Raw genomic sequence first — 21045 nt, forward strand, 5'->3', positions numbered from 1 at the left:
GAGATCGAGCATCTTACCAGCCGGGACCGGTCCGAAAACTCGCCAATATGCTCATCGTTCGCGCGCCGCTTCGGACACCGCTTTTTGTACAGGAGAAAGCAGATATTCCAGCACCGTGCGTTGGCCCTGGTTAATCTCCGCCATGACTTGCATGCCCGGGGTAATCCGCAGCACCGTGCCCTGCGGGTCCTTCAGGCTTTGCTGGTCGAGCCGGATGCGCGCCTTGTAGCTGGCCATGGCGGGCACAGGAGCGCCTTCCTGCACCTCGGCGCCGCCCTGCCGGGCCGGCTCGCTGGCGTCGGCGCTGACGTGCACCACTTCGCCCTTGAGCATGCCGAAGCGCTGGAAGGGATAGGCCGACAACTTGATCTGCGCGCGCTGGCCGACCCGCACGAAACCCACGTCCTCATTCTTGATGTTAATGTCGGCAAACAGCTGTTCGCCCTCCGGCACCAGGGTCAGCACCACCGAGCCGGGCTGCACCACGGCGCCGACCGTGGTCGTGGCCAGGTCCTTGATCACGCCATCCTGCGGCGCGCGCAATTCCATCTGGCCTTCGCGGTAGCTGGTCTTGTCCAGGTTCGGCTGCAACTGGCCGATGCGGGCCCGGATCGCCGCCAGTTCCTTTTCCAGCTCGCTGGTGTAGCTGCTGTGCAGCTGGCTGACCTTTTGCTCCTGGGCCGAGATGGTGGCGCCGAGCGCGGCCACGGTGGACTTTTGCGCGTCCAGGTCCCTGGCCTTTTCGGTCGCTTCGCGCTGCTTGTCGGCGCTGCGCAGCGCCGGCACGTAGCCGTCCGCCGACAACTCCGAAAAGCTTTTCGCCGCGGCCTGGTACGACGGCAGGGTCTGCTCCAGCTTGGCCAGGGTTTCGCGGGCGCTGCGCATTTCGTGCGCCGCTTTCACCAGCAGCGCTTTCTCGTGTTCCAGGCTGTCGGCGAAGGCCTTGCGGCGCGCGGCGTATTCGGCGTGCACCTGCGCATACAGGCGCATATCGTCGCCGGCCCTGGGCAGCATGGCCTTGCCGCTCAACTCGGCCTCGATGCGGCGCGTCTGCATCTGCTGCGCCGCCAGGTCGTTGGCAATGCCGCTCTTGTCGGCGCTGGCCAGGGTGGTGTCGAGGCGCGCGAGCACCTGTCCGGCCTTGACCTTGTCGCCTTCGCGCACCAGCAATTGCTTGACGACGCCGGCCTCGGCCGGCTGCACGATCTTGACCAGCGTTTGCGGAACCAGCTTGCCGTCGGCGCTGGCGATGATGTCGAGCTTGCCGAAGGCGGCCCAGGCAATCAGCACCAGCACCAGCACCGAGACGATCCACAAGACGATGCGGCGGCTCCGGTCCGGGGCGTTGACCTGGATCAGGCCGAGCGGATCGTGCCAGCGGCTCGGCACCCGCAGCGCGATGACCTGGGCGCTCGGACGCGCGCCGTCAGGCTTGGCCAGCGACGGGCCCATCGGGGAAGTTGTGTCAGTCATGGGATCCTCAGGCTGCGGGATGACGCGCATCGGCGGCAGCGGTAGTGTTGTTCAGTGCGCTCGCAAGCGCCACGCGCTGGGCGCCCTGGGCGCCGAGGCGGTAAATGGCGTCGACCTGCAAGCCCTTCGGCAAGCCGTGGGTGATGAACAGCATCGTGATCTTGCCGCGCAGCGCGTTGATGGTGTGCGCGAATTGCTCGGCGGTAGGACCGTCGAGGGCGCTGGTGGCCTCGTCGAACACCAGGATGGTCGGGCGCTTGAGCAGCGCGCGCGCAATGGCGATGCGTTGCCGCTGCCCGCCCGACAAGCCCGATCCGCGCTCGCCGATCTGGGTCTGGTAGCCTTGCGGCAGCGCTTCGATCGCGCCGTGAATTTCAGCCATCTTGCAGGCGGCGACGATCTGCTCGAAGCTGGCGTCGGGGCTGGCCATGTGCAGGTTGTCGTAGATGGTGCCGGAGAACAGCACGGTTTCCTGCGGCACGACCCCGAAGTGGCTGCGCAGCTCGTTGGCCGACAGGTAGCGGATATCGACCCCGTCGATGACGATGCGCCCCGCGCTCGGCTGGTAAAACCCCTGCAGCAGCTTGGCCAGGGTGCTCTTGCCGCAGCCCGACGGCCCCATGATGCCGATGGTCTGGCCGGGCAGGATCGACAGGGACAGATTTTCATAGACCAGCGGCAGGTGCTCGGCGTACTTGAACGCCAGCCCATCGATCTGTACCTGGCCCTTGCGGCTGCCGTCGCGCGACGGAATCACGGAATACGGCTCGGTGGGCGCGTTCATCAGGTCGCCCAGGCGCGCGACCGACAGGCTGGCCTGCTGAAACTGCTGCCACAAGCCCACCAGGCGCATCATCGGCTGCGACAGGCGGCCCGAAAACATCTGGAACGCCACCAGCATGCCGATCGTGAAGTGGGTGTCGTGCATGACGGTGTAGGCGCCGATCGCGAGGATCAACAAACTCATCAGTTGCTCGAGCAGATTGGCGGACGAGTTGTAGGTATTGGCCAGCTGTTTCGTGGAAAAGCCCGCCGCCAGGTAACTGGCCAGGTAGCCGCTGTATTTACTGTTCAGTTGCGGCTCGAGCTGGAGCGATTTCACCGTTTCCATGCCGGCGATATATTCGGTCAGAAACGCCTGGTTGCGCGCGCCGAGCTGGAATTGCTCTTGCAGGCGGGTCTGGAACAGGGGCGCGACGATGGCGCTGAGCGCCACGATCACGCTGAGAATGGCCAGCACGAGCAAGGTCAGCGTGACGCTGTAATAGAACATGATCGCCACGAAGATCAGCAAGAACGGCAGGTCCAGCACCAGGGTCACGGCGGCGCCGGCGATAAATTCGCGGATCGTTTCGACGCCCTGCATGCGCGCGGCGATCACGCCGGTCGGGCGGTGCTGGAAATACATCGGCGGCAGCTTGAACAGGCGCTCGAAGACGGTCGCGCCGAGCACGGCATCGACCCGGTTGCCGGTGTGCAGTACCAGATATTGCCTGACCCACGACAGGGCCGCCGAAAACAGCACGAACACCGCCATGCCGATGGCAATGACGATCAGGGTGCTCTGGGTGTGGTGCACCACGACCTTGTCGATGATCGCCTGGGTAAACAGCGGGGTGGCGAGGGCGATCAGCTGGATCACCAGCGAGGCCAGCAGCACTTCGCGCCACAGCTGCTTGTGCTTCATCAATTCCGGAATGAACCAGCGAAAGCCGAACCGGCGCGACTTCAGGGCGTCCGCTTCGCTGTCCGGATCGGCGCCGCCCTCGTCGCGCGGAGCGATGCGCGTCACCTGGCCCAGGTAGCGCACGGCCAAGTCGGCCATGCTCATTTGCTTGGGAGCGGGGTCGCCTGCTTCGACGATCAGCACGCTGGCGCCGTCGGCCTGCAGGATCAGGGCCGGCATGGCGCCGGCGCCACTGTCGTCGCCGGGCGGCGCTTGCAGCCATGCAACGAGCGGAAAAGCTTCGTGCTGCAGCTTGCCCGTCTTTACTTTGCGCAGCGTCGCATCGAAGCCATACACGCCCGCGGCCTGCGTCAATGACGCGACCGTATGCGGGGCGGCCAGCTGTTGCTGTGCAAGTTCGAGGGAAAAAGGCTGTCGGTGGAGCGCGCAAATACCTTGCAACGCCCAGAAAAAGGCGTCTGCCTGTATTTCTTTGTGGTTCATAAAAAACTGCGCTTCCGAGTGAGCTGCCGAGGCAGAAATAATGACAAATCTGGCCCGGAACGATACCCGCAAATTGAGTCAAATTCAATTTTTATAGAAAATTAATATTTCCAATAAGTAGTTATTGAAAAAATGCACTATTACTTATGGAAAATAGTTCGGCGATGTGATTTGGGCATCACGCAGGCGCTGGACATGCTGCGCTACAGCGCGTCGATGAGCCGCCAGCGGCACCGGGCGGCGGCCGCTCGACTACAATACCGAACGTGCCGTCCGGCGCATGTCCACTTGAGAGGCCCACACGCATGAGTTACGACCTGATGGTTTTCGCCCCGGAAGCCGCGCCCAGGAAGCGCGAGGCTTTCCTGGCCTGGTATGACGAACAAGCCGAATGGGGTGAAGGCCATTCCTACGCCGACCCCGCGGTCGCCAGCCCGGCGCTGCAAGCGTTCTACGCCGAGATCGTGCAAACCTTCCCGGCCGTGGCGCTCGAAGACCTGGCCGGCGAGGATGAGGAAAGTTCCGGCACCGACTACACCATCGGCAAGTCGCTCATCTACATCACCTTTTCGTGGGACCAGATCGACGAAGCGCACGCCACCGTCACCCGGCTCGCCGCCAGACACGGCGTGGGCTTTTTCGACGTCAGTTCCGATATCGCCGAAACCTGGCTGCCGGACGGCAAGGGCGACCTGTATATCGCCCATTCCGACTGAGCTTGCAGCACCTTGCCGGCATCTGCTGGCCGCATGAGGCCACGGTCGGACACATCACGGTGGCGACCAGCCAGCTGTCAGGGCATTTTCCTGCCGATCAAGGCGACGACGCGCTGGTTGCCTGCGTGCTGGTCGCGGCCGGCAAATACCGCAACGGCGCCGCGCGCCACTGGTGCCGCACGCACCAGACATACTGGGGAGTGAAGGCGGACCTGGCCGCGCTGGCGCACGGCGGCCAGCGCCGCTGCGCCCGCCATGCGGAGAAAATGGGCTACGCCCTGCATCCGCCCGTGATCGACCTGGCGGCCTGCGCCAGCGTGACGATCTCCCGTGCCCCGGGCGGCGCCATGGAGGTGGCCACCCTGCCCGCCGGAGCGCAGGCAACCCCGTCCGGGCGCTGCGCGGCAGTGGCGATTTGCACGAGCGATCGCGCACTGTTTCCCGGTACCGGCATCGTCCAGGTCAACATCACCCCGCCCGCCCTGCTGGCCTACACGCAGGCGGCATCGGGCGGACAGGCGCCCGGCTGCGTCGACTGTGCGCGCTGCGGCCATCCGCACCTGGACCTGGGCAGTTTTGCGCAAACGCCACACCGGCGCCACTATTGCGGCAACTGCGGCACCGACAGCACCCACAGCCCGGCGCCCATGGTCTCTTCGCCCCTGCATGCACTCGCCATCCGTTTCGCCGGCCTGCTGACGTTCGCGTAAGGACCCGCGTTCGGTACGCAAATGTCGAGCATGCATTTTCTCTGCGTGCTATAAATTCAATACAGTAACCAGGAGAACAACATGGACGATGCAGAACGCCGTCACGAAGAACGTCGCCAGGACCTCGAAACCGCAGCGCAATTGCACGAAGCCATTGCATTGCAGCGCGCCTTCGGCAGCGATGCCGCCCAGCGCTTTCTCAAACTGCGCGGCATTGGCGATGAAGTCGCCCAGGATGCGCTGATCGAAAGCTACGACCGCCGCCAGGCCGCACGCCGCTTGCGCGCCGCCGCCGTCAGCTAGCCTGCTCCACCGGCAGGCCGTACGCAATTGTCGCCAGGTGACTGCCACCGGCATGCCCGCGACCACCTGATTGATCCGAGGCGGCCCAGCCCCGCGCAGCCGCCGCGGACGCACCAGCTTGCGCTGGCAAAGGGCAGACATGGGTGTGATGTTATTATTCCCTCAACATCCATTCCCCGCCCCTCCCATGAAATTTCTTTTCGGTGTCGCCGTCATCCTTCTGCTGTCCGCCTGTTCGCAAAACGTCGGAAAAAGTGCCGACAGCACGCAACAGCTTTCACGCAAGGCCGCCGATGCGGCGCTCGACACGCCAGCGGCCAGACGTTACATCGCCACGCGGCACAAGCTGCTGCTCGAAGCACCCGAGGCCGATCTGGACAAGCATTTCGACGCCATCCAGGCGGCCTGCGTCAAGCTCGCCTGCGTGGTGCTCAGGGCCGACCAGAACCGGGGCGGCGGCCCGTACAGCCCGGCCCAGGCCACGCTGACCGCGCGGATTGCCCCGCACGCGTTCGACGGCTTTCTCGCCATCTTGCTCAAACACGGCAAGCTGCGGCAGCACCAGCGCGAAAGTGAAGACCTGACCAGCGAAGTGATCGATGTCGATGCCCGGATCGCCAACCTGACGGCACTGAAAACACGCATCCTGGACCTGCTCGCCAAACGCTCGGGCAACCTGGAGGAAGTGCTTGCCGCCGAAAAGCAGCTTTCCTCCATCCAGGCTGAGCTCGACAGCATTCAGGGCAAGCGCAAGGCGCTGGCCGGACAGACCGAGACCACCCGCGTCGAAGTGACCCTGGTGCCCCAGTCGCTGGCCGCCGCCGACAGCTGGGCCGCGCCGGTGGTGGAAGCGGCCGGCGAATCGGGGCGCGTGCTCATGTCGAGCCTCGCTACCCTGATTACCGTGACCGTCGCTGTGCTGCCATGGCTGCTGGTCGGCTTGCCTCTGTTCCTGTGGCTTCGCAAACTCTACCGCAAGCGCAAGGCCCGCCGCGCTCAAGCGGCGATATAAAACCCGCGGTCCGAGCGCATCCCGAGGCGCTCGAGCACCTGGGCCGGTGCGATCCCCTCCTGCGTAAATTGCTGCTGCACGATTTCCTGGGCCACCGCCATCGCGGCGGCCGTCTTCCATTCGACCATGGTCACCACATTAAATTCCCCGGTGCCGCCATATTGCGTCAGTAGATGCTTCTGGCGCCAGCCGGGCAGGCGCTCGAACATCGCCTGGATCTGGCGCATCTGCGCCACGAAGGCCGTCAGCGACGCTGCCGGCACCACAAATTTATCGATGCGAAATACCCCGTCCGGCGGGTTCCTGACTGTGTTCCTTGCCATGCGAAATACTCCTTTGGAAGGGTTGCCGAATCCATGCAAGCCAGTCTAAAACATCAAGTTAAGTTGAAGTCAAGGAGTCTTCCGTGCCAGGCCAACTGAAGAAACTGCGCGACACCCTGGATGATTGCATCGGCTGCGGCTGCCTTTCGCTGGAGCGCTGCCGGCTGCGCAATCCGCACGACAAGCTGGCCAGCAAGGGGCCGGGGCCGCACCGCATCTGGATCGGCCGCAGCGCGCACGAGGACGATGCGCCCGGCTGAGCCAGTCCGAACGGGCAGCAGACCTTGATCGCGGCGTACCCGGCGCCTTGTCGTGGGAACGCCGCCGCACGCGCGCTGTCGAACCGATATAAAGGCAAACCACAAGGTGTTTTAAACAATGTTTTGATGCATAATGCATTGAACTATTCACAACTGTTCGTAGCGCTTCCACTATAATGCGCGTGTTGTTGGAATTGTTTTTTACTCAATTTCTCTGGAGACGGTCATTCAACCCACTCTGCCTGGCGCGCACGCAAGCGCCCTCGCCTACCGGCCCGATATCGATGGCATGCGTGCGCTGGCGGTCATCGCCGTCATCGTGTTCCATGCCTGGCCGACCTGGTTCGCCGGCGGCTTCGTGGGCGTCGACATTTTCTTCGTCATTTCCGGCTTCCTGATTACCTCGATCCTGATTTCGCAGCTCGACAAGGGCAAGTTCAGCATCGCCGACTTTTACGTGCGCCGCATCCGCCGCATTTTCCCGGCCCTGACCGTGGTCATGCTGGCCACCCTCGCCTTCGGCTGGGTGATCCTGCTGCGCGGCGAATTCCAGCAGATCGGCAAGCACGCCGTGGCCGGCACGCTGTTCGTGTCGAACCTGGTGCTGTGGAATGAAGCGGGCTACTTCGACAACGACGGCATCACCAAGCCGTTCCTGCACCTGTGGTCGCTCGGCGTCGAAGAACAGTTCTACATCCTGTGGCCGCTGATCCTGTGGCTGGTGTTCTCGCGCAAGCTGCGCTTCCTGTGGGTCGCCGGCGTGATCTTCGTGATCTCGATGAGCGCCAACCTGCTGCTGGTGAGCGACCATCCGGTGGCCGCGTTTTTCTCGCCGCTCACGCGCTTCTGGGAACTGATGGCCGGCGGCGTGGTCGCCTACCTGCACCTGCATCACCCGCAGCGCTTCGAGCGGCACGGCACGGCGCTGTCGCTGGGCGGCGCGCTGCTGCTGGGCCTGGCCTTCTGGCTGACCAATGCGCAGTCGGTGTTTCCCGGCTGGTGGGCCATGCTGCCGGTCGGCGGCGCCTGCATGCTGATCCTGGCCGGCAAGAACGCCCTGCTCAACCGCCTGGTGCTGGGACGGCGCCTGCCCGTTGCGATCGGGCTGATCAGCTATCCGCTGTACCTGTGGCACTGGCCGCTGCTCTCTTACGGCCACATCATCTACGGCCAGAAGCCGCCGCTCGACGTCAAGCTGGTGCTGGTGGGCGCCGGCTTCGTGCTCGCTTACCTGACCTGGCGCCTGGTCGAAATCCCGCTGCGCGAGCGGCGCGAGCGCAGCCGCGTGACCTGGTCGCTCGGCCTGGGCATGGTCGCCATTGCCGTGCTCGGCCTGACGATCGGCACCAGCCTGCTGCGCGAACGCATCGATACCCATGGCGCCGAGCCCTACCTGGCGGCCCTGAACGACAGCCAGTTCCCCGGCCCGACCCTGGCGCCGATGCGCTACGACGGCGTGGTGTTCCAGAAAGCCGCCAGCCGCGGTCCGGGCCTGACCGTGTTCCTGGGCGACTCCGTGGTGCAGCAGTACAGCCCGCGCATCGAACACGTCGTGGCCGGCGATCCGGCGCGTTTCAGCAGCGTCATCTTCGCCACGGCCGGCGGCTGTCCGCCGATCGAGCACACGGTGCGCCTGCCGCAGTTCCGCTTCCCGCTGTGTCCCAAGACGGTCAAGGCGGCCTACGCGCTGGCCAACAGCCCGGAAGTCGACACCGTGGTGCTGGGGGCGGCCTGGTACGGCTACTTCAACATCGGCCAGCACGAATTGCTGTATGAAAAAGGCGCGATCAAAAAAACCTTCCCGGCGGCCGATGCGCAGGAACTGGCCTACGCGTCGCTGCGCGCCAGCATCGCCAACTTGCGCAAGAACGGCAAGCGCGTGTTCCTGGTGCTGCAGCCGCCGTCCGGTTCCGCCTTCGATCCGCAGTCGATGTATACCGGCTCGCGTTTCGGCGCCATCGCCCCGGTGCCGAAGGTGCCCGCGTTCGACCTGGCCGACTACCGCCAGCGCAACGCCGCGCCGCTGGCCCGCCTGACCGCGATTGCCGCCGACACCGGCGCCATCGTCATCGAACCGGCCCGGTTCATGTGCAAGGGCAATGTCTGCCCGGTGCTCGACGAAACCGGCTCGCCGCTGTACACGGACACCATCCACATGCGTCCCGCCTACAGCCGGCGCGCCGCCAGCTTCCTCGATCCGGCCATCGTGCGCGCTCCGGCGGGCGCCAGCGCGGTCACGCAGCCGCTGCCGACGGCCCTGGTCAAGACCCAACCGGCGGGCTGATCCCCCGCTCAGCCTTCGCCGGCGGCGCCCGACACGGCGCGACCGGCCATCTGCACGCGCCAGCCCAGCAGGCGCCACGCGGCCCAGGCCGACAGCACGGCGCCCAGCATCAGCACCAGGCGCGTATCGACCAGGGTCAGCACCGAGCCGACCAGCGCCATGACGATATTGGCCAGGCAAAACGTAGTCGACAGCAAACCCATCACCGCGCCCTGCCCCAGGGCGCCGAAACGCTCCGCGCACCAGCCCGGCACGATGGCGTTATAAAACGCATTCGGAATGCCGAACAGCACAATCGCCACCAATCCCAGCCACACATTGCCCAGCGCCAGCGCGGCGATGGCGGCGGCGCCGCCGAACGCGCTCCAGGCCGCCCGCTGCAGCGGCGCGATGCGGCTCGGACGACCGGCGAACACGGCCGTAAACGTCATCACCGCGCACAAACCGGCCGTGATCCAGGCGATGCCGGGCGCGCCGTAGCCGGGAAATTCCACCAGCCAGAGGGGATAAAATTCGTAAAACGCCGTCACGCCGCAGGTATAGGCGAACTGGACGATGAACAGCTTGCGCAGGTCGGCGTGGCGCAGCAGGTGAAACGCGTGCTGGTGGCGCGCCACGTACCACCACGAGGTGGTGGCCAGCGAGGCCGTCTCGCGCGGCAGCACCGCCGCCACCAGCGCCGTGGTCAGCACCAGCGCGCCGGCGGCGATCCAGAATGGCACGGCGATGCCCCACACCACGGTGGCGCCGGCCAGCAGCGGCCCGGCCAGCCAGCCCAGGTAGAACGCGCCGTTCAGCCACGACAGCGCGCGCACGCGCAGCTCGCCCTCGAGGCGGTCGGCCAGCATGGCGCGCACCACGGCGCCGTTGCCTTCCAGCAGGCCGGTACCGAAGCGGGCCAGGATAAACAGCGGATACGATTCGAGCAGCAGCGCCAGCGCCGTGAGCACATGGCCGAGGGCGGCGCCGAAGGTGGTCAGCATCAGCAGCGGACGGCGGCCGTAGCGGTCCGACAGCGGGCCGAGCAAGGTATTGCCGATCAGCAGGCCGAGCGGATTGATGGTCAGGGCCAGACCGAACAGCATCTTGGGCGGCAGCCCGAGGAAGGAATTGAGGCCGTTGCCGGCGCCCGAGGCGAACAGGGGCGGCAGGATCGGATACGGGAGCGCCGCGCCGATGGTCGAGAACAGCCCCAGCAAGCAGGCCGCGGCAATGAGGAGTTTGATGTGCATGCGCGCGAACATACATGCACGTCAGAAATAAGTAAACGGCAATGTTCATGTTTTGCCGCCAGCGCAGGCGCGCTGCCGCGGCGACCGGCCAGGGCGGGCTGGCCGGGTGGAACGGTGGCTAAGCGATCAGTCGAGCTTCCAGGCGTAGTCGACCTTGGTCCAGGTCTGGGCCGGGGCGCCATCCTTGGTGCCCGGCTTGAACTTGCACGCGCTGATCGACTTGATGGCGGCCTTGTCGAGATTCTTGAAGCCGCTGGTTTTTTCCAGCTTCGATTCGACCACCGAGCCGTCCGCGCCGACCAGGAAGGACATCGACACCGTGCCCTGTTCCTCGTTCATCAGCGACGCCTTGGGATACTCGGCCTTGCACTTGCCGGCATCGAAACTGGCCGGTACTTCGGCCGCCGCGGCGGCGCCGCACACCAGCAAGGCGCCAATCGCACTCATCAAACGCGTAGAGGTCAACATACAATTTCCCTGAAAATAAGGTACAACCGCGCGCCTGTATCACGTCGGCGCTAACGCTGCAGCTTGCGCTGCACCGGTCCGTCCGCCCTGCCCTGCCTTGTGCGGCCGGCCGGGAAGCGGATCAGAATTCTTCCCATTCATCGCTGCCGCTCGCGGCAGCCGCCTTCTTCGGCTTGGCGGGCGCTGCCGATGCAGCCGGCGCCGGACGCTTGAGGACCGGCTTGGCCACGCGCAGCGGCGCTGCCTTGGCCGGACGGGCCGGCGCCGCCGCCGCCAGCGCGGCAGGCGCGGCGACATGGGTTGCCTCGCCTTCGATCAGCTTGAAGATGCTGACCACGTGCGCCAGCTCGCTGGCCTGGTCCTGCAGGCTCTGGGCGGCGGCGGCGGCCTGTTCGACCAGGGCCGCGTTCTGCTGGGTCATGCTGTCCATCTCGATGATCGACATGTTCACCTGCTCGATGCCGGCGCTCTGTTCCTGGCTGGCGTTGGCGATCTCGCCCATGATGTCGGTGACGCGCTTGACGCTGGCGACGACTTCATCCATCGTCACGCCGGCCTGGCCGACCAGCTTGCTGCCGCGCTCGACCTTCTCGACCGAATCGCCGATCAGGGTCTTGATTTCTTTCGCCGCCGCCGCCGAACGCTGCGCCAGGTTGCGCACTTCCGAGGCCACGACCGCGAAGCCGCGGCCCTGTTCGCCGGCACGGGCCGCTTCCACCGCCGCGTTCAGCGCCAGGATGTTGGTCTGGAAGGCGATGCCATCGATCACGCCGATGATGTCGACAATCTTGTTGGCCGAGGCGTTGATCGAGCCCATCGTGTCGACCACTTGCGACACCACGTCGCCCCCCTTGCGGGCCACGTCCGAGGCGCTGGCGGCGAGCTGGTTCGCTTCGCGGGCATTGTCGGCGTTCTGTTTCACGGTCGAGGTCAGTTCTTCCATGGCCGAAGCGGTCTTTTCCAGGGCGCTCGCTTGCATTTCGGTACGCGAAGACAGGTCGATATTGCCGGCTGCGATTTCACGCGACGCGGTGCCGATGGTTTCGGTGCCGCCGCGCACCTGGCCGACGATGTCTTTCAGGCTGTTGCGCATTTCGCGCATTTCCATCAGCAGGCTGCCCTTCTCGGCGCCGCTGGTATCGATGCGGACCGACAGGTCGCCATGGGCGATGCTGCTGGCGATCCTGGCGGTGTAATCCGGTTCGCCGCCGAGCTGCTTGAGCAGGCCGCGGGTGATGAAGACGGCCGCGATACCGCCCAGCAAGATGGCGACGCCGCCCAGGATCAGCATGGTCATGCGGGCGTTTTCAAAACCGTTTTCGGCATCTTTCTGGGCTGAACTATTGAGCTTGTCTTCGAGGGCGGCGAGCTGTTCCAGCGCATCCATCCATTTTTTCTGGACCGGGCGGATTTCCTTGATCATCACGCGGGTCGCGTCTTCGGCCTTGTCGGCCATCCACAGGTCGGACGCCTTGGCCAGGGCCGGCATGGCCAGCGCTTCATGTTCCTTGATCTGGGCCAGCAAGCTCTTTTCCTCGGCCGAGGCGCCGCTGGCGAATTTCTCGCTCAGCTTCTTCTGGGCCGCATCGTACTTGGCGGTCTGTTCCTTGATGCGCTTCATTTCCGGTTCCATGTCGCCCGAGTCGGTCATCAGGGTCAGGATCCGCAGCGACACGATGCGCTCGCTGACATTGGTGCGCATGTCGATCACGAGACGGGTCACCACATTGTTGACGCCGACGACGTTATCCAGGCGGGCCTGGATCTGCGCCATGCTGATGATCCCGACGATGGTGACCGCGACCAGAAAAGACAGGACCAGGAGAAATCCAAGACCTAAACGGGTGCCGACCTTCATGTTGGATAAATTCATTTCGCGTCTTTTCTATGGAACGATTGATCGATTAGTCAGGGTCACCGCGCGTACTGTGCGGTCCTGCTGGGACCGGCTTGATGCTGTCTTTGAAGAAACGCCTGGCTATGTGCGTTCCATTTAGGATAAATCAAAACAGTGACTGCGCATGCAAAAAAGTTGATTTGAGAACGAATTGTTTCAGCGCAACAACAGCAGACGCGATGTTGCCGCAGATCACAAAACGGGCAAAAGATGAGGGGATTATAGAGGTATTTTTTGCTCTAGAGCAAGCAAAAATGCGTTTGCGCAATTGAAATATAGTTTCACGGATTGAAACTACGTAACGCGGGGAAAGACGGCGCGCATGCCCAGTCAAGGCCGGGCATGCGGTGGCGGAGAAAGTGAGGATGGCAGGCGTCGCTGCCAGGCGGGTGGAAGCGCGGTCAGGTCCAGCGGCCCCCCATGCGGCGCGGCGCCACGGCGCCCGACGCTACGGCGCCCGACGCTACGGCGCCCGACGTTACGACGCCCGACGCATCCCGGCCGCCGCTTCGAGCAGCAGATGCGGATCGGCCGCGGCCAGGCGTTTCGGGTCGGACATCACCTGGCGGAAGCTGCGCGCACCGCCCAGCCCGGCCATCAGCCCCAGCATATGGCGCGTGATGGTGTTCAGTTTCAAGCCGCGCGCCGCATGCTGCTCCAGCTGCGCCTGTATATAAGGAATCATCGCGGCCAGCACTTCCTCGCGCGTCTTGACCGGCGCCGTGTCGCCGTAAAAGCGCGCATCGTACTCGGCCATGACATACGGATTATGGTAGGCCTCGCGTCCCATCATCACGCCATCCACATGCGCCAGGTGCAGCGCGATCTCGTCGGACGTCTTGATGCCGCCGTTGATGATGATTTCCAGGTCCGGAAACTCGCGCTTGAGCTGGTACGCCACCTCGTACTTGAGCGGCGGAATTTCGCGGTTTTCCTTGGGCGACAAGCCCTTCAGGATCGCATTGCGCGCATGTACGATGAACGTGTTGCAGCCGGCCTCGGCGATGGTGCCGACGAAGTCGCGCACGAAACCGTATTCCTCGTTGCGGTCGATCCCGATGCGGTGCTTGACGGTGACGTCGATGGTCACGGCATCGCGCATGGCTTTCACGCAATCGGCCACCAGTTGCGGTTCTGCCATCAGGCAAGCGCCGAACGCGCCCTTCTGCACCCGCTCCGACGGGCAACCGCAGTTCAGGTTGATCTCGTCGTAGCCCCATTGCTGGCCCAGCTTGGCGCTGGTGGCCAGGTCGGCCGGATCGCTGCCGCCCAGCTGCAGGGCGACCGGATGCTCTTCTTCATTGAAGCGCAGATGGCGCTCGACATCGCCGTAGACCAGCGCGCCGGTGGTCACCATCTCGGTGTAGAGCCAGGTATGGCGCGTGATCTCGCGGTGGAACTTGCGGCAATGCCGGTCGGTCCAGTCCATCATGGGGGCGACACTTACTATCCTATTGTTTTTATTCGATTTTTTGTCTATCATTTTAGCTCTGTGCAGCAGTAAGTGCACACAAGGTGCACACGAGGTTGCTAATTTGTGCATAATCCGGGCATAACTAAACACACACAGATTGCACACACCATGGCAACATTTACAAAACTCCCTAGCGGGAAGTGGCGCGCGCAAGTACGAAAAGGCGGAATGTATCGCAATGAGACTTTCACGCTCAAGCGAGATGCAGAAACATGGGCACGCCAAGTCGAGCATCAGGCAGAACACATCGCAGCGACTGGCTATCAACCTGTCCCGGATGGCTATACAGTCGGAGACCTGATCGACGGCTATGCCCTTGAGTGTAGCACGGGCGGCAAGACGAAACAGGCCACTCATGCCATGCTGAAACGCGAACTTGGCAAAACGCCTTTAAAGCGCCTCAACAGCATCCACTTGCGTGACTTCATAGACAAGAGACTCAAGTCTGGTGCTGGCGGCGTCACCATTGCTGCCGACCTGTCGTTTTTTGGTGCAATTATCAAATGGGGCAAGCACTCCCGGCGGATGGACCTGCCAACTGATCTCGCCCTAAACGCTAGGCGCGATCTTTCAGCACGCAAAGTAGCAACCCGAAGCAACGAGCGCGAGCGTGAGCCTACGATTGACGAACTCGAAAAGCTCTATGCATTCTGGACATCCAACCAACGTCAGAAAATTCCAATGGCAACGCTTTGTGCATTCGCCCTTGCAACAGCAATGAGGCAAGACGAGATATGCTCGATCTTGCTGGAAGACGTAGACACTGCTAAGAAAACAGTCATAATCAGGGATCGGAAAGACCCAAAGAAAAAGGAAGGTAATCACCAGACTGTCCCCCTGCTCCCTCACGCATGGGCGCTGATAGAACCCTACGTATTAGGCGCACGCGCAGAAGGTCGAGTTTTCCCTTACCAAGCAACGAGTGTCAGCACAGCGTTTACAAGAGCCTGCGCTAAGCTGGATATCAAAGATTTGCATTTCCATGATCTACGACACAAGGCAACCAGCGACCTATTTCGTATAGGTCTGACTATCCCGCAAGTGGCTCTGCTGACGGGCCACAAGACTTGGACGCAGCTAAAGCGTTACACGCACACAAAAGCCGAAGATGTGCACGCGGCATTGGATACAATTACCAAAAACATGGCTGCTTGACATGGCGAAACACCGAGACCTCGAAGACCCGCTCGAATTTGAAACTTTTGCACGGGTCTACTTCAACATCTCCGATGAAACTGTCGATGCGTACCTTTTTAGGAACGGCATAACAGAAGACACCGCCCTTGGTATTCTGGAGCGGCTTAAAATGGCTCTAGCTTGGATCGAGCTTGAGGCGACTTCGCACTCGCAGTCGGTCATCGACACAATGAAATCGCTTGTGGCAGCGCATGAGATAGCCTCCCCTCCTCTCGGATTCATAACTACCGTTCCTATCTCGGGCCGCAGAGAAATTACCCAGTTCCAGACCGAGGAAGAGCAGTATGCAGCAGCAAAAGCTGTGGAGGCGAGATTTCAGCAGCTTTTCGAGCAAGCAATAAACCTGCACCGGCTGCAACCATCACTTGATGCTAGCGAAAAGTATAGGAAGGAGCAAAGCGCAAGGGCATCAACGCCGCGCAAACTAACCGAGGCTGAGTGTCGGCGGATCGCTAGGCAGTACTGCGATAGCAAGGCTGACGGCACCTCATGGGGCGTCGTCAAACGACTCGCCAACCAGTACAAAGTGAGCGCAACCACAATCCACAACGTCGTCAAGAAATACGACCCCAACAAAATTGACAAGTAGCCACGCTGATTTTCAATGTGCGCGCATGATGTTCTCCTACACTACAACCGGAGAACAAATGCAGTACAACATTGAACCCATCCCTTCAGCTTCCATTGCTGATCTAGCACGACTTGTGAACTGCATATCTGAAAGCGAGCTTGCAATACTCGCCGGTGTCAAACCCTCTACTCTTGAGTCCTGGCGAAAGCGCGGAAAGGGTCCAGCGTACGTGCTGTTCGGCTGCAACTACCTATACCCCATATTAGCAATACAGGACTATCTTGCCAACCTAACTAGAACGATGACGATAGTTAACCCACAATCCGTGATGCTATAAACAGAGAATGAATCATTTTAGTCGCTTTTACACACGTTTTAATGCAATTTAGCGCCTTAAATCTCATCACTCAATTTCACCAAGTACTTCCACAACCCGCGCCAATGCTCATTATAGATGAGAATTATTCTCATTTATGTTAAACAAATCTACGCCTCTTCTTCTATTGCGGGGAATATTGCAAAGAAACACTTGACAAAAAAGTATTTTTGTGCTATAATTGATGTAATTGAGTTATATCTACGTCACACCATAATTTATACATCTCAAGAAAAATGATAACACACAAAGGAAACCAATGTCAACAAAAAATATCGACATCTGTATCGCCCGTCTTCATGCCTTGTATCTGGAAGGTCTTCCATATCATGAGATTGCCGATGCGCTAACAAATGAGGGCTTTACCACTTTACGTGGCTGCAAATTTACTCAGCAGGTTGTGAACTCAATTATCAATAGATTTGTCAACGGCTGCACAGGTAGGTACACGGTGGCGTTCAAGCGCGCTGGGGCTGGAGCACAAGCATGAGCATGAGCATGAGCCAGGAATCGATTGCCCTGCTCACCGCTTATCACCTTGCCACTGGTGCCCCTCTTCCTCCCGATATTCCCCGTTGGGAAGGCAAGCACATTCATCTTTTCCTGAAGTTCAAGGAGTATTTCAGCAAATGACCCAGAACACTATCCTCAACACAGCCAGGAAGGCCCATACAAGCCGCTCAGGCGTCTATCTTGAAAGGGGCTATATCTACCTCACCCCTGCTCATTGGGCGGCCCTGCACGCCCTCTCAAGCGCCCTAAACCTCTCCGCTTCTGAATACTTAGCTCGCATCATCCCCACCGATCACGGTACAGCCGAAAAGGACTTAAATGACACAACCAGCACCAACCCTCGCAACCGCTAATCCTCCCGCATTATCCGACGCAGAGAAAAAGACCATTTCCCTCTACGTTGAGAATCTAAAATCACGCGGCTTTTGCAAGCTCGATGATTCAGCATCAAATCAAACCAAACTCTACAACCGCAATTCCCAGGCATCTTTCCACACATGTTTTTTGGAAAACGACTTTGACCGATGGTGTTACGCAAACAACAAGAACGCAACCTACCCCAGCAGTCGATACATTATGAAAACCCTCCGACATGTAGTGGGGCATAAATTCGATCCAAGAGGCGAAGAGTACTCAACTGCCCCGAATACACACCTAACCTACGTCAACACATATCGACGCTACAAGCCATCAAGCGACAGCGTGCCAGTTAGTCCATTATGGAATGAGTTTTGGGAGAGGTTTATTGCAAATCCAGTACAACGTCACCAAGCACTACAATGGCTAGCTCATTTGTTTCAAAAGCCATGGGAACGCCCATCCTGGCATCTCATGTGGCCCTCCTCACCAGGAATGGGGAAAGGCTATTTGTTCGGAAACATATTACACCCGCTGTTAACCCATACAGAAGTTATTAACTCTTACAGTAGATTAATGGATAAATTCTCAACAATGCTTGAAACATCCCTTATTGTACTGCTTGATGACTGCAAAACAACCAGTGACTCTACACAAACAAAACTTAAATCCATTCTATCAGAAGAGCGACAGCACGTAGAGCGCAAAACGTATCAAGGTTCAATGGTGAATTGCTACACTCGGTTCATTCTAGCGTCAAATGAAGTGAGGCCATTATATCTTGATTCGGATGAACGTAGATGGCTTGTTTTTGACCGTTTGGTTCATAGAGTGGATAGGACTGAAACTCAAGAATTCATCACCCGGTTTGATGCATGGCTACAATCCCCCGGGGCATTAGATTCTATATATCATTGGTTTGTGACCTATGACATTGCTGATTTCAACCACAAGAATCCGCCAGAATCAGATGCTTTGAAAGAAATGGTGGCTATGAGCATTAATGTTCACGAAGAATTTACAGCCAATTATATGCTGGATCATGCCGTATTCACACGCAAACAACTATTGGAAGCGTTTGATGAGGATGGTTTGTCTAAGCCGAAAGACTCTCACCTGCCTAATATCATGCTGGTACTCGGATACACCAAGGCACAATATCAGATCGACGGGAACAGGGCTACTTACTACTACCCGATAGGGTGGACTAAGGAGCAGGTTGAACAGCAAGTGCAAGGCCTGTGCAAGCCCTGTGCAAGGCCTGTGCAAGACATCAATAATGCCAATTTTCCATTTTAAATCAATAATTTAACTCAAAGTGCAAGGGGTGCAAGGCCTCGCACTAACTCTCTATTAATTACAAAGTAGTATCTTTTCGCTACTGAAGTTTCAAAGCCACCTCCAGTACAAAGCACCGATTGGTGCGTCTTTCCAATTCGCCTTACACACCATTTCATATCTCAGAAAGCTATTCCCATGTCCAAACCACAATCAGCCGAGCAAAAGGCGGCTACATCATTCCTCGCCGTAGGCGCAGTGCCATGTCAAACCTTTGCGCCTCACTATCCCGAGTACTACCCTGATAAATATGGCGAGACAGGAAAATGTCTACCAGACTTCTACATTTGCATTAATGGCAAACACGTATTCTTTGAATTCAAGGATGCTCCACTAAACCATAAGCAAAGCCGCAAGGCTTGCCGTAAGAGTCTTCAGGGTCAATACAAATGGCGCTTCGACCGCGACCCCGGCAATATGTCCCACGACAGTCTTAGCACTGCATTGTGGCGTGCAGAATGGTATATAGACTGTCTTAACCATGCTTATAATCACTCTCTTGTAAAGCACCTCATCATTCAGAAGCTATTAGGTCGAGAGTCTTACATTCTAGTATTCGAAGAAGAGCCATCATCAAAAGACGCAAAATACTATAACAGCAAGGGATTATTCTGGATCACGCTGGCCCAATTACCTAAATTTATTCACTGAGCGTCTAATGCGTAATACTTACTAAGCGAATCAGGGCTTTTGTTGAGTATTTCAGTAGCAGCTTCGTAAGAGCTATCGCTTGCGGATGCTCCTGTCGATCCGAACCTGCTTTTGTAGCCCCGCGTAGCCCTCATTAGTTCAATCTCTTTATCTAACAATGTGTTCGCAATCGACAATGATATAAGATACTCATCTCCAATCGCACGCCTCCATTTTCCATTTACTTTCTCACAAAGCATGTTCCCCTGCATATACGCCCCATAAGAATTCTTAGCCTTATATCTCACCCAGTATGTATTGGGTTTTAGCTTCTTCCAGCCCCTATCACCGAGATTAGCAACAAATAGCACATCAGGGTCTTTAAAGTTTAATCTTTCACTGTTCAGACATTCCTGCTCATCCTGATTAGGCATCATGTGCATCTTTGTTCTGATTTCATCACAGCCGGCAGCAGAGAAAAATATAACTAAGAAAAAAATAAGCTTCCAGCTCATTAACGTTTTCCTTTCAAGTCTTTTAAAATTGTGATTAATGCCGCTGGGGCAGATCAAGTTTTTCTAATTTTATTTCTGGATTTGGGGCAGAGCAACGATCCCATCTCGTCAAGGACACCGCGCCTTGATCGATGCTTCGTCAATATTCTTTTGCGAAAGAATCCGAGCAGCCCTGTCCATTTCGTTCTTACAGATTTTTGCACTGTCCGATGCTGCCGACCATTTTTCCCAACTTCTGGATGCTCCTTGAGTGTCTCCCATAGTCTTATAGGTTCCGGCTATTTTCTCGTTAAAACTCGCTACAGCTTCGTGGTTGGCAAAATCTTTTTTATCCTCACAGAATTTTTTAAGGAGCTGATCTTCACTCCATTCTTTCATTTCCTGATATTCCACTTTCAGACACTCGCCCGCCATTGATGAGGCAATCGGAAGTATGAGAAAAATGGCAAGCAGAAGTTTCATGTTAATCCCCTATTATATTAAGATTAGAACGATAAATTAAAGTAATAAACCAGCGTTCAGAATCATCATTCGATTCTTTTTTGAAACATTACTGAGGCCAAGAGAAATATGCCTGTAATCATAAGTATCAAATTACTAGGCTCTGGAACAACACTAACATCCCCATCGCGCACAGCCCAAGAATTAAATAAACTTCCATTATCTGCGGACGTGGTGCCTTGAAAACCAATCGACGTTAGAAAAACCCAAGCGTCTTCATTAGACGAGCCTTGACGCGGCGTACTGGTCCAATAGTTTGGTCCATCTGGCATATTGAATGGCCCCTTGTTTTTGAGTCCGTATCCACCTGGAAGAAAAACACCGTTTTCATATGCTGGGGTATTTGTGAGATTTACGAAATACATATAACCAAGCTCGGAAGTCGTGATCCCAAATCCAGATACAGCAGGGGTTGTCGTTGGGAGTCTCCAATCGGAGTATCCGCCGAATACAAGTTCATCGGCCCAAATTTTTGCCTGGGTCCAAGTCATCCGTCCGTAAGGATCGACCGAATTAGAAACCCTCCCAAAGCTGTCCACCAAACGCACTCCAGTGTAGCCAATTGTGCGAGCGTAATCCGTATCTTGTAACCATGTCAGATTTTTCACATCGTCATAGATTAGGCCGTTTCCCCTGTCGATTAACCCAGCTTTTGAAATTAGCGGCACAGTCATCAGGACTGCGAAAACTATCTTAAAGATATGGCTTGTCATTTTCTTCCTTTA

The 21045-nt window shown here is 58.6% G+C and carries 22 protein-coding genes and 1 pseudogene; 13 read left to right on the forward strand and 10 right to left on the reverse strand.

What is annotated here, in order from left to right; all coding sequences use genetic code 11:
• Positions 1-51: 51 nt before the first annotated feature.
• Together RBA41_RS29480 and RBA41_RS29485 are read right to left on the reverse strand one after the other, a co-directional pair.
• On the reverse strand, positions 52-1473 hold the full coding sequence (locus RBA41_RS29480; RefSeq protein WP_306627935.1) for an HlyD family type I secretion periplasmic adaptor subunit: 1422 nt from the start codon (positions 1471-1473) through the stop codon (positions 52-54).
• Between the two features lie 7 nt (positions 1474-1480).
• The gene (locus RBA41_RS29485; RefSeq protein ID WP_374709618.1) at positions 1481-3514 is read right to left on the reverse strand and encodes a peptidase domain-containing ABC transporter; all 2034 of its coding nucleotides are present in this window, start codon (positions 3512-3514) and stop codon (positions 1481-1483) included.
• A 434-nt stretch (positions 3515-3948) separates the two neighbouring features.
• Here RBA41_RS29485 and RBA41_RS29490 point away from each other — a divergent pair, with 434 nt between their 5' ends.
• From RBA41_RS29490 to RBA41_RS29505, 4 genes are all read left to right on the forward strand, one after another.
• Positions 3949-4359: a hypothetical protein gene (locus tag RBA41_RS29490; protein WP_099874663.1), complete on the forward strand. Its 411-nt coding sequence runs from the start codon at positions 3949-3951 to the stop codon at positions 4357-4359.
• Positions 4360-4361: 2 nt separating this feature from the next.
• Complete coding sequence (locus RBA41_RS29495; RefSeq protein ID WP_306627937.1) at positions 4362-5069, forward strand: hypothetical protein; 708 nt, start codon at positions 4362-4364, stop codon at positions 5067-5069.
• 81 nt (positions 5070-5150) lie between these two features.
• Positions 5151-5372, forward strand: a complete 222-nt coding sequence (locus RBA41_RS29500) for a hypothetical protein (RefSeq protein ID WP_306627938.1) — start codon at positions 5151-5153, stop codon at positions 5370-5372.
• Between the two features lie 187 nt (positions 5373-5559).
• Positions 5560-6384 (forward strand): DUF4349 domain-containing protein, encoded by an 825-nt coding sequence (locus RBA41_RS29505; protein ID WP_306627939.1) that lies wholly within the window; start codon positions 5560-5562, stop codon positions 6382-6384.
• On the opposite strand, the gene RBA41_RS29510 is transcribed toward RBA41_RS29505, so the two are convergent.
• Complete coding sequence (locus RBA41_RS29510; protein ID WP_306627940.1) at positions 6369-6707, reverse strand: antibiotic biosynthesis monooxygenase; 339 nt, start codon at positions 6705-6707, stop codon at positions 6369-6371. The genes RBA41_RS29505 and RBA41_RS29510 overlap by 16 nt on opposite strands.
• A gap of 92 nt (positions 6708-6799) precedes the next feature.
• On the opposite strand from RBA41_RS29510, the pseudogene RBA41_RS29515 reads away from it, so the two are divergent.
• Both RBA41_RS29515 and RBA41_RS29520 read left to right on the forward strand, forming a co-directional pair.
• A pseudogene (locus RBA41_RS29515) lies at positions 6800-6967 on the forward strand (redox-sensitive transcriptional activator SoxR); the annotation flags it as partial.
• 289 nt (positions 6968-7256) lie between these two features.
• A complete protein-coding gene (locus RBA41_RS29520; protein ID WP_374709619.1) occupies positions 7257-9251 on the forward strand; it encodes an acyltransferase family protein in 1995 nt (664 codons plus the stop codon).
• An 8-nt stretch (positions 9252-9259) separates the two neighbouring features.
• Here the strand turns inward: RBA41_RS29520 and RBA41_RS29525 are convergent, their stop codons facing one another.
• The 3 genes from RBA41_RS29525 to RBA41_RS29535 all read right to left on the reverse strand — a co-directional run bounded on the left by RBA41_RS29525 (position 9260) and on the right by RBA41_RS29535 (position 12824).
• A complete protein-coding gene (locus tag RBA41_RS29525) occupies positions 9260-10483 on the reverse strand; it encodes an MFS transporter (protein ID WP_306627941.1) in 1224 nt (407 codons plus the stop codon).
• A gap of 126 nt (positions 10484-10609) precedes the next feature.
• Positions 10610-10951: an energy transducer TonB gene (locus RBA41_RS29530; protein WP_306627942.1), complete on the reverse strand. Its 342-nt coding sequence runs from the start codon at positions 10949-10951 to the stop codon at positions 10610-10612.
• A 121-nt stretch (positions 10952-11072) separates the two neighbouring features.
• Entirely contained in the window at positions 11073-12824 is a 1752-nt protein-coding gene (locus tag RBA41_RS29535; RefSeq protein ID WP_306627943.1) for a methyl-accepting chemotaxis protein, read from the reverse strand.
• Positions 12825-12904: 80 nt separating this feature from the next.
• On the opposite strand from RBA41_RS29535, the gene RBA41_RS29540 reads away from it, so the two are divergent.
• Positions 12905-13120, forward strand: coding sequence for a hypothetical protein (locus tag RBA41_RS29540; protein WP_306627944.1), 216 nt, complete (start codon positions 12905-12907; stop codon positions 13118-13120).
• A gap of 206 nt (positions 13121-13326) precedes the next feature.
• Here the strand turns inward: RBA41_RS29540 and dusA are convergent, their stop codons facing one another.
• Positions 13327-14331 (reverse strand): tRNA dihydrouridine(20/20a) synthase DusA, encoded by a 1005-nt coding sequence (dusA, locus tag RBA41_RS29545; protein ID WP_306627945.1) that lies wholly within the window; start codon positions 14329-14331, stop codon positions 13327-13329.
• Between the two features lie 99 nt (positions 14332-14430).
• On the opposite strand from dusA, the gene RBA41_RS29550 reads away from it, so the two are divergent.
• The 6 genes from RBA41_RS29550 to RBA41_RS29575 all read left to right on the forward strand — a co-directional run bounded on the left by RBA41_RS29550 (position 14431) and on the right by RBA41_RS29575 (position 19325).
• Complete coding sequence (locus RBA41_RS29550) at positions 14431-15477, forward strand: tyrosine-type recombinase/integrase (protein WP_306627946.1); 1047 nt, start codon at positions 14431-14433, stop codon at positions 15475-15477.
• A gap of 1 nt (position 15478) precedes the next feature.
• A complete protein-coding gene (locus RBA41_RS29555; RefSeq protein WP_306627947.1) occupies positions 15479-16108 on the forward strand; it encodes a hypothetical protein in 630 nt (209 codons plus the stop codon).
• 617 nt (positions 16109-16725) lie between these two features.
• Positions 16726-16956: a recombinase family protein gene (locus tag RBA41_RS29560; protein ID WP_306627948.1), complete on the forward strand. Its 231-nt coding sequence runs from the start codon at positions 16726-16728 to the stop codon at positions 16954-16956.
• Positions 16953-17099: a hypothetical protein gene (locus RBA41_RS29565; RefSeq protein ID WP_306627949.1), complete on the forward strand. Its 147-nt coding sequence runs from the start codon at positions 16953-16955 to the stop codon at positions 17097-17099. Before RBA41_RS29560 ends, RBA41_RS29565 begins: the two co-directional genes overlap by 4 nt.
• 198 nt (positions 17100-17297) lie before the next feature.
• Positions 17298-18635, forward strand: coding sequence for a primase-helicase family protein (locus tag RBA41_RS29570; protein WP_306627950.1), 1338 nt, complete (start codon positions 17298-17300; stop codon positions 18633-18635).
• Positions 18636-18812: 177 nt separating this feature from the next.
• On the forward strand, positions 18813-19325 hold the full coding sequence (locus tag RBA41_RS29575; RefSeq protein ID WP_306627951.1) for a hypothetical protein: 513 nt from the start codon (positions 18813-18815) through the stop codon (positions 19323-19325).
• Here the strand turns inward: RBA41_RS29575 and RBA41_RS29580 are convergent.
• From RBA41_RS29580 to RBA41_RS29590, 3 genes are all read right to left on the reverse strand, one after another.
• A complete protein-coding gene (locus RBA41_RS29580; RefSeq protein ID WP_306627952.1) occupies positions 19319-19819 on the reverse strand; it encodes a hypothetical protein in 501 nt (166 codons plus the stop codon). The genes RBA41_RS29575 and RBA41_RS29580 overlap by 7 nt on opposite strands.
• Positions 19820-19927: 108 nt before the next feature.
• Complete coding sequence (locus RBA41_RS29585; RefSeq protein WP_306627953.1) at positions 19928-20281, reverse strand: hypothetical protein; 354 nt, start codon at positions 20279-20281, stop codon at positions 19928-19930.
• A gap of 65 nt (positions 20282-20346) precedes the next feature.
• Positions 20347-21033, reverse strand: coding sequence for an Lcl domain-containing protein (locus tag RBA41_RS29590; RefSeq protein WP_306627954.1), 687 nt, complete (start codon positions 21031-21033; stop codon positions 20347-20349).
• Between the last annotated feature and the right edge of the window lie 12 nt (positions 21034-21045).

It is taken from the genome of Massilia scottii (assembly GCF_030846495.1).
GTDB classification, from domain to species: Bacteria; Pseudomonadota; Gammaproteobacteria; order Burkholderiales; family Burkholderiaceae_D; genus Telluria_A; species Telluria_A violaceinigra.

What these genes read in the sequence shown, in the direction of transcription:
- RBA41_RS29480 (WP_306627935.1), bottom strand. Translation starts at nt 1,473, where the DNA reads ATGACTGACACAACTTCCCCGATGGGCCCGTCGCTGGCCAAGCCTGAC.
- RBA41_RS29490 (WP_099874663.1), top strand. Translation starts at nt 3,949, where the DNA reads ATGAGTTACGACCTGATGGTTTTCGCCCCGGAAGCCGCGCCCAGGAAG.
- RBA41_RS29500 (WP_306627938.1), top strand. Translation starts at nt 5,151, where the DNA reads ATGGACGATGCAGAACGCCGTCACGAAGAACGTCGCCAGGACCTCGAA.
- RBA41_RS29505 (WP_306627939.1), top strand. Translation starts at nt 5,560, where the DNA reads ATGAAATTTCTTTTCGGTGTCGCCGTCATCCTTCTGCTGTCCGCCTGT.
- RBA41_RS29510 (WP_306627940.1), bottom strand. Translation starts at nt 6,707, where the DNA reads ATGGCAAGGAACACAGTCAGGAACCCGCCGGACGGGGTATTTCGCATC.
- RBA41_RS29520 (WP_374709619.1), top strand. Translation starts at nt 7,257, where the DNA reads ATGCGTGCGCTGGCGGTCATCGCCGTCATCGTGTTCCATGCCTGGCCG.
- RBA41_RS29525 (WP_306627941.1), bottom strand. Translation starts at nt 10,483, where the DNA reads ATGCACATCAAACTCCTCATTGCCGCGGCCTGCTTGCTGGGGCTGTTC.
- RBA41_RS29530 (WP_306627942.1), bottom strand. Translation starts at nt 10,951, where the DNA reads ATGTTGACCTCTACGCGTTTGATGAGTGCGATTGGCGCCTTGCTGGTG.
- RBA41_RS29535 (WP_306627943.1), bottom strand. Translation starts at nt 12,824, where the DNA reads ATGAATTTATCCAACATGAAGGTCGGCACCCGTTTAGGTCTTGGATTT.
- RBA41_RS29540 (WP_306627944.1), top strand. Translation starts at nt 12,905, where the DNA reads ATGCTGTCTTTGAAGAAACGCCTGGCTATGTGCGTTCCATTTAGGATA.
- dusA (WP_306627945.1), bottom strand. Translation starts at nt 14,331, where the DNA reads ATGATAGACAAAAAATCGAATAAAAACAATAGGATAGTAAGTGTCGCC.
- RBA41_RS29550 (WP_306627946.1), top strand. Translation starts at nt 14,431, where the DNA reads ATGGCAACATTTACAAAACTCCCTAGCGGGAAGTGGCGCGCGCAAGTA.
- RBA41_RS29555 (WP_306627947.1), top strand. Translation starts at nt 15,479, where the DNA reads ATGGCGAAACACCGAGACCTCGAAGACCCGCTCGAATTTGAAACTTTT.
- RBA41_RS29560 (WP_306627948.1), top strand. Translation starts at nt 16,726, where the DNA reads ATGTCAACAAAAAATATCGACATCTGTATCGCCCGTCTTCATGCCTTG.
- RBA41_RS29565 (WP_306627949.1), top strand. Translation starts at nt 16,953, where the DNA reads ATGAGCATGAGCATGAGCCAGGAATCGATTGCCCTGCTCACCGCTTAT.
- RBA41_RS29570 (WP_306627950.1), top strand. Translation starts at nt 17,298, where the DNA reads ATGACACAACCAGCACCAACCCTCGCAACCGCTAATCCTCCCGCATTA.
- RBA41_RS29575 (WP_306627951.1), top strand. Translation starts at nt 18,813, where the DNA reads ATGTCCAAACCACAATCAGCCGAGCAAAAGGCGGCTACATCATTCCTC.
- RBA41_RS29580 (WP_306627952.1), bottom strand. Translation starts at nt 19,819, where the DNA reads ATGAGCTGGAAGCTTATTTTTTTCTTAGTTATATTTTTCTCTGCTGCC.
- RBA41_RS29585 (WP_306627953.1), bottom strand. Translation starts at nt 20,281, where the DNA reads ATGAAACTTCTGCTTGCCATTTTTCTCATACTTCCGATTGCCTCATCA.
- RBA41_RS29590 (WP_306627954.1), bottom strand. Translation starts at nt 21,033, where the DNA reads ATGACAAGCCATATCTTTAAGATAGTTTTCGCAGTCCTGATGACTGTG.